At 61.4% G+C, this 12,900-nt stretch carries 10 protein-coding genes; 9 read left to right on the top strand and 1 reads right to left on the bottom strand.

Features of this window, described 5'->3' with window-relative positions; genetic code table 11:
- Positions 1–2: 2 nt before the first annotated feature.
- From AC57B6_RS15795 to AC57B6_RS15765, 7 genes are all read left to right on the top strand, one after another.
- A complete protein-coding gene (locus AC57B6_RS15795; RefSeq protein ID WP_028198435.1) occupies positions 3–542 on the top strand; it encodes a F0F1 ATP synthase subunit delta in 540 nt (179 codons plus the stop codon).
- A 58-nt stretch (positions 543–600) separates the two neighbouring features.
- Positions 601–2,142, top strand: a complete 1,542-nt coding sequence (gene atpA / locus AC57B6_RS15790; protein ID WP_028198436.1) for a F0F1 ATP synthase subunit alpha — start codon at positions 601–603, stop codon at positions 2,140–2,142.
- A gap of 138 nt (positions 2,143–2,280) precedes the next feature.
- The gene (gene atpG / locus AC57B6_RS15785) at positions 2,281–3,165 is read left to right on the top strand and encodes a F0F1 ATP synthase subunit gamma (protein ID WP_028198437.1); all 885 of its coding nucleotides are present in this window, start codon (positions 2,281–2,283) and stop codon (positions 3,163–3,165) included.
- Between the two features lie 116 nt (positions 3,166–3,281).
- Positions 3,282–4,676, top strand: a complete 1,395-nt coding sequence (atpD, locus tag AC57B6_RS15780) for a F0F1 ATP synthase subunit beta (RefSeq protein ID WP_028198438.1) — start codon at positions 3,282–3,284, stop codon at positions 4,674–4,676.
- 69 nt (positions 4,677–4,745) lie between these two features.
- Entirely contained in the window at positions 4,746–5,171 is a 426-nt protein-coding gene (locus tag AC57B6_RS15775) for a F0F1 ATP synthase subunit epsilon (RefSeq protein WP_020067428.1), read from the top strand.
- 240 nt (positions 5,172–5,411) lie between these two features.
- Entirely contained in the window at positions 5,412–7,142 is a 1,731-nt protein-coding gene (locus AC57B6_RS15770; RefSeq protein WP_496421682.1) for an AMP-binding protein, read from the top strand.
- Between the two features lie 575 nt (positions 7,143–7,717).
- A complete protein-coding gene (locus AC57B6_RS15765; protein ID WP_496421681.1) occupies positions 7,718–7,960 on the top strand; it encodes a hypothetical protein in 243 nt (80 codons plus the stop codon).
- A 58-nt stretch (positions 7,961–8,018) separates the two neighbouring features.
- On the opposite strand, the gene AC57B6_RS15760 is transcribed toward AC57B6_RS15765, so the two are convergent.
- The gene (locus tag AC57B6_RS15760) at positions 8,019–8,816 is read right to left on the bottom strand and encodes a transporter substrate-binding domain-containing protein (protein ID WP_496421680.1); all 798 of its coding nucleotides are present in this window, start codon (positions 8,814–8,816) and stop codon (positions 8,019–8,021) included.
- Positions 8,817–9,034: 218 nt separating this feature from the next.
- Here AC57B6_RS15760 and hemE point away from each other — a divergent pair, with 218 nt between their 5' ends.
- Together hemE and AC57B6_RS15750 are read left to right on the top strand one after the other, a co-directional pair.
- Positions 9,035–10,135, top strand: coding sequence for a uroporphyrinogen decarboxylase (gene hemE, locus AC57B6_RS15755; protein ID WP_281663400.1), 1,101 nt, complete (start codon positions 9,035–9,037; stop codon positions 10,133–10,135).
- 464 nt (positions 10,136–10,599) lie between these two features.
- Positions 10,600–12,846, top strand: coding sequence for a primosomal protein N' (locus tag AC57B6_RS15750; protein ID WP_496421679.1), 2,247 nt, complete (start codon positions 10,600–10,602; stop codon positions 12,844–12,846).
- The last annotated feature ends 54 nt before the right edge of the window (positions 12,847–12,900 follow it).

Here is a 12,900-nt window from a genome sequence, read left to right as displayed (position 1 = left end):
TCATGGCCGAACTTGCAACCATCGCCCGTCCGTACGCAGAAGCGCTGTTTGGCGTGGCCGAAGCTGGTGACATCGCCGCCTGGTCCACGCTCGTGCAGGAGCTGGCACAGGTTGCGCGTCTGCCCGAAGTGCTGTCGATCGCCTCGAGCCCGAAAGTAAGCCGCGCCCAGGTCAGCGAACTGCTGCTGGCCGCGGTCAAGTCGCCGCTCAAGGACAATGCGCAAGCGAAGAATCTGGTGCAAATGCTGGTGGATAACCATCGCCTGCAATTGCTGCCGGAAATCGCCACGCAGTTCGAAGAGTTGAAGAATGCCCGCGAAGGAGCGGCAGATGTGCTGATCGTCAGCGCATTCCCGCTCGAAGGCGCGCAGTTGAACGAACTCGTCGCAAGTCTCGAACGCAAATTCAAGCGCAAGCTGAAGCCGACGGTCGAAGTCGACTCGTCGCTTATCGGCGGCGTGCGCGTGACAGTTGGCGACGAAGTGCTCGATACCTCGGTCCGCGCGCGGCTTGCCAGCATGCAGACGGCTCTGACGGCCTGAAGCGCCCGAGGCGCTTCAGCAGCTGGCACGCAACAGAATTGACTATCAGGAGCGAATAATGCAACTCAATCCCTCTGAGATCAGCGAGCTGATCAAGAGCCGGATCCAGGGCCTTGAAGCGAGCGCAGACGTTCGCAATCAAGGCACCGTGATCTCCGTGACCGACGGTATCGTGCGCATCCACGGCCTGTCGGAAGTGATGCAGGGCGAAATGCTCGAATTTCCGGGCAACACCTTCGGTCTCGCACTGAACCTCGAGCGCGACTCGGTCGGCGCCGTGATTCTGGGTGAGTACGAGCACATTTCGGAAGGCGACATCGTCAAGACGACGGGCCGCATTCTCGAAGTGCCGGTGGGTCCGGAACTGCTCGGCCGCGTGGTCGACGCACTTGGCAACCCGATCGACGGCAAGGGCCCGATCAACGCGAAGAAAACCGACGCAATCGAAAAGATTGCTCCGGGCGTGATCTGGCGTAAGTCGGTTTCGGAACCGGTTCAAACCGGTCTGAAGTCGATCGACGCGATGGTGCCGGTTGGCCGTGGCCAGCGCGAGCTGATCATTGGCGACCGCCAGTGCGGCAAGACCGCAGTCGCAGTCGACGCGATCATCAACCAGAAGGGCAAGAACCTCTTCTGTATCTACGTCGCGATCGGCCAGAAGGCTTCGTCGATCATGAACGTGGTGCGCAAGCTGGAAGAAACCGGCGCGCTGGAATACACGATCGTCGTGGCCGCTTCGGCTTCGGAATCGGCTGCGATGCAATACCTCGCACCGTACGCCGGCTGCACGATGGGCGAATACTTCCGCGACCGCGGTCAAGACGCGCTGATCGTTTATGACGATTTGACCAAGCAAGCCTGGGCATACCGCCAGATCTCGCTGTTGCTGCGCCGCCCGCCGGGCCGCGAAGCTTATCCGGGTGACGTGTTCTATCTGCACTCGCGTCTGCTGGAACGTGCTGCTCGCGTCTCGGAAGAGTACGTCGAGAAGTTCACGAACGGCGAAGTGAAGGGCAAGAGCGGTTCGCTGACGGCACTGCCGGTCATCGAAACGCAAGCCGGCGACGTGACCGCATTCGTTCCGACGAACGTGATCTCGATCACCGACGGCCAGATCTTCCTGGAAACCGACCTCTTCAACGCAGGTATCCGCCCGGCAATTAACGCCGGCGTGTCGGTGTCGCGCGTTGGTGGTGCGGCACAAACCAAGGTCGTGAAGAAGCTGTCGGGCGGTATCCGTACCGACCTCGCACAGTATCGTGAACTGGCTGCATTCGCGCAGTTCGCGTCGGACCTCGACGAAGCAACCCGCAAGCAACTGGAGCGCGGCCGCCGCGTCACGGAACTGCTGAAGCAGCCGCAATATCAGCCGTTGCAAGTGTGGGAACTGGCTGTCTCTCTGTTCGCAGCGAACAACGGCTACCTCGACGATCTGGAAGTTGCGCAAGTGCTGCCGTTCGAAAAGGGCCTGCGCGACTATCTGAAGTCGAGCCACGCTGACCTGGTCAAGCGCATCGAAGATACCAAGGAACTCTCGAAGGACGACGAAGCCCTGCTGCATACGGCTCTCAAAGACTTCAAGAAGTCCGGCGCTTATTGATTTGCGAGTGATCCGCAAGGCATAAAAGACCTTGGAGCGGCGCGGGCCGCAGGCAACTGAACCCGCGCTGCTTAGATCGCTTTGCATGGGACCCGGGTAAGCGCTAAAGCGCTAACTTGGGCCGACAAGGAGCAAGCAATGGCTGGAATGAAGGAAATTCGCGGCAAGATCAAGAGCGTGCAAAACACGCGCAAGATCACGAAAGCGATGGAGATGGTGGCCGCATCGAAGATGCGCCGCGCTCAGGAGCGCATGCGCGCTGCTCGCCCGTATGCCGACAAGGTCCGCGATATCGCTGCGCACATGAGCCGTGCGAACCCGGAGTATCGTCACCCGTTCATGGTGTCGAACGAAGGTGCGAAAACGGCCGGCATCATCCTCGTCACGACCGATAAAGGGTTGTGCGGCGGGATGAACACCAACGTGCTGCGTGCGTCGCTGCAGAAGTTCAAGGAACTGGAAGGCCAGGGCAAGACGATCGAAGCAACTGCGATCGGCACCAAGGGTCTGGGCTTCCTGAATCGTCTGCGCGCGAAGGTGGTGTCGAATGTCGTGCATCTGGGCGACACGCCGCACCTGGAAAAGCTGATCGGCGCGGTGAAGGTGCAGCTCGACCTGTACTCGGAAGGCAAGGTTTCGGCGGTGTACCTCGCGTACACGCGCTTCGTCAATACGATGAAGCAGGAGCCGGTGATCGAGCAACTGCTACCGCTGTCGGCAGAGCAGTTCGAGCGCAAGGAAGAGGACGGCACGACGCCGAGCACGCAGTGGGACTACATCTACGAGCCGGATGCACAGGCAGTGGTGGACGAACTGCTGGTGCGTTATGTCGAAGCGCTGGTCTATCAGGCCGTCGCGGAAAACATGGCATCGGAGCAGTCGGCACGAATGGTCGCAATGAAGGCCGCTTCGGATAACGCGAAGACGGTCATCAACGAACTGCAGCTCGTGTACAACAAGAGCCGTCAGGCCGCGATCACGAAAGAACTGTCGGAAATCGTCGGTGGCGCGGCGGCGGTCTGACCCTAACGGTCAGGCATGCCGCTTCGTGTGCGCCTTCGTGGCGCACCCCACCTTGGCGGTCCCATCGAAATTGCGCCTTTGCGCGAGTGAAGAATTGAGTATCTAAAGGAAAAGCGATGAGTACTACTGCTTTGGTAGAAGGCAAGATCGTACAGTGCATCGGCGCGGTGATCGACGTGGAATTTCCGCGTGACCACATGCCGAAGATTTACGACGCGCTCATTCTCGAAGGTTCGGAACTGACCCTCGAAGTCCAGCAGCAGCTGGGCGACGGCGTTGTCCGTACCATCTGTCTGGGTGCATCGGACGGCCTGCGCCGCGGTACGACGGTAAAGAACACCGGCAACCCGATCAGCGTGCCGGTCGGCAAGCCGACCCTCGGCCGGATCATGGACGTGCTGGGTCGCCCGATCGACGAAGCCGGCCCGATCAACTCGGACGTGGTTCGCGGTATTCACCAGAAGGCTCCGGCGTTCGACGAACTGTCGCCGTCGACGGAACTGCTCGAAACCGGCATCAAGGTTATCGACCTGATCTGCCCGTTCGCGAAGGGCGGTAAGGTTGGCCTGTTCGGTGGCGCAGGCGTGGGCAAGACCGTGAACATGATGGAACTGATCAACAACATCGCTAAAGAACACGGTGGTTACTCCGTGTTCGCCGGTGTTGGCGAGCGTACCCGTGAAGGGAACGACTTCTATCACGAAATGAAGGACTCGAACGTTCTCGACAAGGTCGCGCTGGTGTACGGCCAGATGAACGAGCCGCCGGGCAACCGTCTGCGTGTCGCGCTGACCGGTCTGACGATGGCTGAGCACTTCCGTGACGAAGGTCTGGACGTGCTGTTCTTCGTCGACAACATCTACCGTTTCACGCTGGCAGGCACGGAAGTGTCGGCACTGCTCGGCCGTATGCCGTCGGCAGTGGGCTATCAGCCGACGCTGGCTGAAGAAATGGGCAAGCTGCAGGAGCGTATTACGTCGACCAAGACTGGCTCGATTACATCGGTTCAGGCCGTGTACGTCCCTGCGGATGACTTGACCGACCCGTCGCCGGCTACGACCTTCGGCCACCTGGACGCAACCGTCGTGTTGTCGCGTGACATCGCTTCGCTGGGTATCTACCCGGCGGTCGACCCGCTCGATTCGACCTCGCGTCAGATCGACCCGAACGTGATCGGTGAAGAGCACTACTCGATCACGCGCGGCGTGCAGCAAACGCTGCAGCGCTACAAGGAACTGCGCGACATTATCGCGATTCTGGGCATGGACGAACTGGCGCCGGAAGACAAGCTCGCCGTCGCGCGCGCTCGTAAGATCCAGCGTTTCCTGTCGCAGCCGTTCCACGTCGCTGAAGTGTTCACGGGCTCGCCGGGCAAGTACGTGCCGCTGAAAGAAACGATCCGTGGCTTCAAGATGATCGTTGAAGGCGAATGCGACCACCTGCCGGAGCAAGCGTTTTACATGGTCGGCACGATCGACGAAGCCTTCGAAAAGGCCAAGAAGATCCAGTAAAGGTCGGGTGTATAGAAGCGGGCGCCGGCCAATGTCGGTGCCCTCGAATTACGCTCACCAGGAGTCGATATGGCAACCATTAAAGTAGACGTCGTCAGCGCGGAAGAGCAGATCTTCTCGGGCCAGGCGAAGTTCGTCGCGCTGCCGGGCGAAGCAGGTGAACTCGGCATTCTGCCGGGCCACACGCCGCTCATCACGCGGATTCGTCCGGGTGCGGTGCGCATTGAAGCTGAAAACGGCGAAGAAGAGTTTGTGTTCGTCGCCGGCGGCATCCTCGAAATCCAGCCGGGCGCTGTGACGGTTCTTGCCGACACCGCGATTCGGGGCAAGGATCTCGACGAAGCCAAAGCCGAAGATGCACGCAAGCGCGCAGAAGAAGCGCTGCAAAACACGGGTTCGAACCTCGAATACGCGACCGCGCAAGCGGAACTGGCGTACGCGACGGCTCAGCTCGCTGCGATTCAGCGTCTGCGCAAGCTGCGCGGTCAGAGCTAAGCAATACGTATCAGAGAGAAAGCAGCCTTCGCGGCTGCTTTTTTTTGACCATTACTTGACGTTTACGGAAAGGTCAGAAAAATCGCAGATTCAACCCGCAGGCATTGGGTAATTGTCACGGCGACCGTTGGCGCAGAGGGCGGGTAACACTTGATGCCGTACGGACATACGCCGGTGGCACAATCGGTTTCAAATTCATTTCAATAGACTGGGCGAGCTTCCGCTCTCGGAGACAACACCATGGCAACGTACGCGTCAGGCGAAGGTGCACTCATCGAACCTCGAGACAATTTGTCGTATGTTCGCGGGTCGACTGAAATCCCGTTGAGCGAAGCGACAGTCGGCCAGTTTCTGGCCGACACTGCGGCGCGCTTTCGCGACCGGCCGGCCGTTGTATTTCGCGAGCAAGGTATTCGCTGGACGTGGAAGGAGTTCTCGGAAGAGATCGACGTGCTGGCGTCCGGGCTGCTTGCGCTGGGTATCGAGAAAGGCGACCGCGTGGGCATCTGGTCGCCGAACCGTGTGGAATGGCTGCTCACGCAGTTCGCCACCGCGCGCATCGGCGCGGTGCTGGTCAACATCAATCCGGCTTACCGACTCGCGGAACTCGAGTACGCGTTGAACAAGGTGGGCTGCAAGGCGATCATCGCGGCCGAGCGTTTCAAGACGTCGATGTACCTCGAAATGCTGCAGGAGCTCGCACCGGAACTGGCGACGCAAAAGCCGGGCGAACTGCACGCCGCTCGCTTGCCGGAACTGCGCTACGTGATTCGCATGTGCGACACGGAAACGCCCGGCATGCTGACCTTCTCCGACGTAATTGAGCAGGGCCGCGCAACGCTTGACGTCGCGAAGCTCGATGCTATCGGTGCGACGCTGTCCTGCCACGAACCGATCAACATTCAGTTCACCAGCGGCACGACGGGCAATCCGAAGGGCGCGACGCTGACGCACAGCAACGTCGTCAACAACGCCCGCTATATCGCGATGGCGATGCGGCTAACGGAGCAGGACGGTCTGTGTATTCCTGTTCCGCTTTATCACTGCTTCGGCATGGTGCTGGCGGTGCTCGCGTGCGTATCGGTGGGCGCGAATATGGTGTTTCCAGGCGAGGGTTTCGATCCGGCGGCAACGCTCGCGGCCGTGGCCGAAGAGCAGTGCACCGCGCTGCACGGTGTGCCGACCATGTTCATCGCCGAACTCGATCATCCGGACTTCGCCACTTACGACTTCTCGCGTCTGCGCACGGGCATCATGGCCGGTTCGCCGTGCCCTATCGAGACGATGAAGAAGGTCGTCGCGCGCATGCATCTGAGTGAGATCACCATCGCCTATGGCATGACGGAAACGAGCCCGGTGTCCTTCCAGAGTTCGACCACCGATCCGCTCGACAAACGCACCACGACGGTCGGCCGCATTCAGCCGCATCTGGAAGTGAAAATCGTCGATCCGCTTGGCAATATCGTGCCGGTGGGGGAAACGGGCGAGCTGTGCACCAAGGGCTATTCGGTGATGCAAGGTTACTGGGGGGACGAAGCGAAGACGCGGGAAAGCATCGTCGACGGCTGGATGCATACCGGCGATCTGGCGACGCTTGACGCCGACGGCTACTGCAACATAGTTGGCCGCCTGAAGGACATGCTGATACGTGGTGGCGAAAACATCTACCCACGCGAGATCGAAGAGTTTCTGTTCCGCCATCCGAAGATCCAGAGCGTGCAGGTATTTGGCGTGCCCGACAAGAAATACGGTGAGGAGGTGTGCGCGTGGATCGTCTTGCGCTCAGGCGAGCAGGCCACGGCGGAGGAAATCCAGCAGTTCTGCCAAGGCCAGATTGCTCACTACAAGGTGCCGAAGTACATCCGCTTCGTTGACGAATTGCCCATGACAGTGACGGGCAAAGTGCAGAAGTTCGTCATGCGCGATCGGATGATCAGCGAATTGAAGGTTCAGGAAGACAAGACGGCTTGATTGGCATGCTGGTTCGGCGCCACGCGTAAATCCGCGTGGCGCCGGCCGACATTTTTGAGGAAAACCGTTTGCTGGAAGAGGAATCGTGCGCGGGAAACGGTGCGGATGGAAACCGCCACAAATCGACCCGCCGTGAAGCTCGCAAACGTTTGACCAGACGAAAAAAAAGCGGGCCTGGAGCCCGCTAAAAACCACACGCTACGGGGTTAGCGCGAGGAGACCAAAGATGGAACCAACTGAGACGACGACCCTGCGTCGACTACGGCCCCAGCAGGGATGCCCCTTCACAGGGCTTCGGCATACGCCGACCGGCAAGTGCATCGTATCCGCTCACACCACGCACCCAGCCACATCCGTGTTGAAACCGTTGAGGGCATTGTGGGCGAATTACCCTGGCAGCGCGGTAACAAAGTGTTTCAGGTTGTAACGCCCGCCAGATAAGGCGTTGCAGGACATATTTCCAATCCGAAACGTTTTAAACGTATTTTTTACCGATGACAGTTGTGCAATTTCATACGCCTGATTGATGCTACTCGTGACGCATATCGCGGCGTAATCCGTTCAGTCGATTCCGCATGAAATGGTTGCATGCTCAACTTTTCCAGGACGGATTGGCTGTATTACAGGCGGTTTTCCAGCGTGACGAAACCCACTTAATTGCGGACAGCTCCGCACGCTGCGCCGCAGCATTTCATGCACGCGGGAAAGACGTGGCAGAGGGCCGGTTCGTCGGCCCTCTGTTCAACTGGATTGCTCAGGTTTTGCTTAACACCTCAAACGCTGGTTACACGATTGTCTCAGCCGTGCAGGCTTGTTAGTCAATCGACCCGCCAGGCTTTTCCAACTGGGCAGGACGCAAACGGCGTCCCACCCCAGCTATTTCAGCCATTTGTCCGAGATTGCCTGATACTCGCCGGTCGCGCGCGCGAGGTGCAGCCACTGATCGACGTATTGCTGGAACGTCACATCGCCGCGCGGCAGCAGCCATGCCTTCTCGCCGTACTGGAACGGCTTGTCCGGATGCACCGAGCAAAGACCCGGATTCAGCTTCTGCTGCAGTAGGGTCTCTGACGCATCCGTCACCATGACATCGGCCTTGCCGGCGAGGATCTGCTTGAAGATCGTCACATTGTCCGGATAGACGGTCAGATTCGCGTGCGGGAAATACTGCTTGGCGAAACGCTCGTTGGTGCCACCCGGATTGACGATAACGCGGGTCGCCGGCTGATCGATCTGCGCTACCGTCTGATACTTGTTGACGTCGTCGCACCGGACGATCGGCGTTTTGCCGTCGATAATGTACGCCTGCGTGAAAAACGCGCGCTTCTGACGCTCGAGCGTTGGCGAAACCCCGCCCACGCCGATGTCGCATTTCGCGACGAAGTCGTTCATCAGGTTCGACCACGACGTTTTGACGAACTCAGCCTTCACACCGAGCGATTTGGCGAGCGACTCGGTCATGTCGATATCGATACCTTCGAACTGGCCGTCTGCCTTGTAAAACGAGTACGGCTTGTAGTCACCGGTCGTACACGCGCGCAGTGTGCCGCGCGCGAGGATTTCGTCGAGCCGGGAGGGCGCCGCGGCTGTGGGACCGGTCTGTGCCTGGGCCGCGCCTGCGTGCATCAAAACACCGGTCAAAACGCCGAGCAGTGCGAGTGCTGCCTTGTTCATCGAGTCTCCTTGGTTGCGCGTAATTGTTTGGTAAGGCCGTCGGATGATAGCCCGGCAATTCGCGCTTGAACATTGGCCGTTCAGCTGAGTCACGGCAGCGCACGGCGCAGCGAGAAAAGCGGCCGCGAGCGACGTGTGTGAGCGTTATTGCCCGGATCAAGCACGATGCGGCGAGCCGGCTCCGGTAAAATGCCCCTTTGCCTTCAGTCGTACGCAACGTGGCCCATAAACTCCTGAACGATACTTTCCTGCGCGCGCTGCTGCGCCAGCCGACCGACTACACGCCGATCTGGCTGATGCGGCAGGCTGGCCGCTATCTGCCGGAATACAACGCCACGCGGGCTCGTGCGGGCAGTTTCCTCGGTCTGGCGAAAAACCCGGCGTACGCAACGGAGGTGACGCTGCAGCCGCTGGAGCGTTATCCGCTCGACGCCGCGATCCTGTTTTCCGACATCCTGACCGTGCCGGACGCCATGGGCCTGGGTCTCGAATTCGTCGCCGGCGAGGGGCCGAAATTCGCCCGGCCGGTGCGCACTGAAGACGACGTCGCACGCCTGGCTGTGCCGGATATCGACGCCACGCTGCGCTACGTAACCGACGCAGTGCGCGAAATCCGCACCGCGCTCATCGACGCGCAAGGCCGTCAGCGCGTGCCGCTGATCGGGTTTTCAGGCAGCCCGTGGACCTTGGCGTGCTACATGGTCGAAGGCAGCGGGTCGGCGGATTTCCGCACCGTCAAATCCATGTTGTATGCCCGCCCGGACCTGATGCATCGGATTCTCGACGTCAACGCAAAGTCGGTTGCGGCATATCTGAATGCGCAAATCGAAGCCGGTGCGCAAGCCGTGATGATTTTCGACACGTGGGGCGGGGCGCTCGCAGACGGCGTGTACCAACGCTTCTCGCTGCAGTACATCCAGCAGGTCGTGAGCCAGTTGAAGCGCGATCACGACGGCGAAAAAGTGCCGGTGATCACCTTCACGAAGGGCGGCGGCTTGTGGCTCGACGAGATCGCCAATACGGGTGTGGACGCGGTCGGTCTCGACTGGACCGTGAACCTGGGCCGAGCCCGCGAGCGAGTGGGTAGCAAGGTGGCGCTGCAGGGCAATATCGATCCTTCGGTGCTGTTTGCGCCGCCGGCCTCGATCCGCATGGAGGCGCGCGCCGTGCTCGACAGCTTCGGGAATCATCCGGGCCACGTTTTCAATCTCGGCCACGGTATTTCGCAGTTCACGCCGCCGGAGAGCGTTGCCGAACTCGTAGACGAAGTCCATCGTCATAGCCGGGCGATTCGCAGCGGCGCGCATGCACCAACCTGACGCCGAAATCGTTGCCACTTTTGCTGCAATGCGGCGAACTGGGCTCTCGGTCTAAGGGAATATTTGTACGCAGGGGGCCGTCAGATGGCGCTCCCACGAAAGTCAAGACTTGACTTATGCACATTGTTCACGCTGCGGCGCGGTAGAAGCTTTCGTCGTGCCCCAGCCCTTGCACATTGCCGGCGCTTTTGATCTCAGCCTTGTCTGGCAAGGGTTTCGGGGGCTCGCGACAAAATGTGCGAAACCCCACAGAACGCCGCTGCGGCGCGGTTCCCGGCCCATTCGAGCGAAGTTCTCAACAAAGTTATCCACAGGCACGCGGACCGATTGCAATTGTTCAGCCGAATCCAAAACTTAGCGCGGAAATTGAAGTTTTACTTTAACTTCGACGGGTTTGCCGTGTGTGTAATGAACGCTGTGGCGCGGCGTCGTGCCGCAGCCATGTACCTGGTCCGCAGCGCCGCGTGAGTGACGTTTTCGTTCGCGTCGCGCTGGATCATCCGCTGCCGACCTTGTTCGACTACCGTTGCGACACGCCCGAACCTGTCGCGCCGGGCATGTTGGTCAGCGTGCCGTTCGGCAAGCGTCACGTGGTCGGCCTCGTATGCGAAGTGACCACTCACAGTGATGTGCCGGCGGAGCGCCTGCGGGCCGTTAGCGCGGTCTGTGCTGCCTGTCCGCCGGTGTCGGCCGAATGGTTGGGTCTCAGCGCCTTCGCTGCTGACTACTATCAACGCGGCCTCGGAGAAGTCGCGCTGCCCGCGTTGCCGCAAGCCCTGCGGGATGCGTCACGCTGGTCGCGCCTCTTCGTGCCGGAAGAGCGTTACAGCCTGACGCCGGCGGGCCGCACCGCGCTGCCCCACGCTTTGCCTGCGCGCGCCAGCGCGTTGCGCAAGCTCGCCTCGGCTCTCGCCGAAGCCGAATTTCTGGTCGCCGCCGACGCTCGCGCGCTCCACCCCAAAGCCATTGCAACCCTCGACGCATGGCAGGCCGAAGGCTGGGTTGCGCTGGAGGTGATCGAAGCCGCCGAGGCACTCGCCGCTCCCGCGTCGCCGGATACGCCGGCGCCCGTCCTGCCCACCCTCACCGACGAGCAGGCGAGCGCAGTCGAAGCGATCCGCGACGCGAACGGTTTTGCGCCATTCCTGCTGCACGGCGTGACGGGAAGCGGCAAAACGGAGGTGTATCTGCGAGCGCTCGCGGAGATTCTGGCCGCGAAGCCCGACGCGCAGGCACTCGTCCTCGTCCCCGAAATCAATCTGACGCCGCAGTTCGAGTCGGCCTTCCGTGCGCGCTTTGCCGCGCTGGAAGGCGCCTCGATCGTCACGCTGCACAGCGGTCTTGCGGAAGGCGAGCGGGCCCGCAACTGGTTTGCCGCGCACACCGGGCGCGCCCGCATCGTGCTCGGCACGCGGCTCGCGGTACTTGCCTCGCTGCCGAAACTCGCGATCATCGTCGTCGATGAGGAACACGATCCGGCCTACAAGCAGCAGGAAGGCCTACGCTACTCGGCGCGCGATCTGGCGATCTATCGCGCCAAACAACTGGCTTTGCCGGTGGTGCTCGGCTCGGCCACGCCGTCGCTGGAAAGCTGGTGGCAGGCGGATCAGGGGCGCTATAAGCGGCTTACCCTGTCGCGCCGGGCGGTCGCCGAGGCGGTTTTGCCGACCGTCAGGCTGATCGATCTGGAAGAAGAGCGCCGGCGCGGACGAGCCTCGGTGGAAGGTTTATCCGGGCCGTTGATCGCGGCGCTGAAGCTGCGGCTCGAGCGCGGTGAGCAGAGCCTGGTATTTCTCAACCGGCGCGGTTACGCGCCGCAGCTCGCCTGCGATGCCTGCGGCTGGGTGGCAGGCTGCCCGCGTTGCAGCGCCTACGTCGTGTTGCACAAACCCGAGCGCGCGCTGCGCTGCCACCACTGTGGTTGGGAAGCGCGCATTCCGCGTTCGTGCCCGGAGTGCGGCAATGTCGACATCGCGCCGATGGGACGCGGCACCCAGCGCGTTGAAGAAACCCTGGCGAGCGCCGTGCCCGGCGCCCGCGTGCTGCGCATCGACGCCGACAGCACGCGCCGCAAAGGCAGCGCGCAGGCGCTGTTTTCCGACGTCCACGCGGGCGAGGTCGATATCCTGGTCGGCACGCAGATGATTGCGAAGGGCCACGACTTCCAGCGCGTGTCGCTGGTCGGCGTGCTGAACGCGGACACCGCGTTGTTCTCACACGACTTCCGCGCGAGCGAACGGCTCTTCGCGCAATTGATGCAGGTGAGCGGTCGCGCCGGCCGCGCCGGTTTGCCGGGCGAAGTGCTGGTGCAGACACGCTATCCGCGCCATGCGCTGTACCACGCATTGGGCCGGCACGACTACGTCGGCTTTGCCAGTTCGACGCTGGCCGAACGGCGTGACGCTCACTTGCCGCCATTCGTCTATCAGGCGCTGCTCCGCGCCGAAGGCCGCACACTCGAAGCCGCGCTTGCCTTCCTGCAACAGGCGGCCGCCGTGCTGACGCAGATCCCGGCCGCCGAGCGCGTGACGGTCTATGACGCGGTGCCGCTCACCATCGTCAAGGTGATGCACGTGCATCGCGCGCAATTGCTGATTGAGAGCGCATCGCGGGGGGCGCTGCAGGCTACGTTGCGCGCGTGGCAACCGATGTTGCGCACACTGAAAGGCGTGCTGCGCTGGAACCTTGAAGTCGACCCGCTCGACATCTGACGCCTGCCGCCCGACACCCGTCGCCGCGCCGCCCGTGGCGTTGCTCGTTACTCC

This window comes from Paraburkholderia sp. BGA-UO-ETr-F12, from assembly GCF_059567945.1.
The sequence above is the reverse complement of the archived record's forward strand: the minus strand, read 5'-3'. Positions and strand labels throughout refer to the sequence as shown.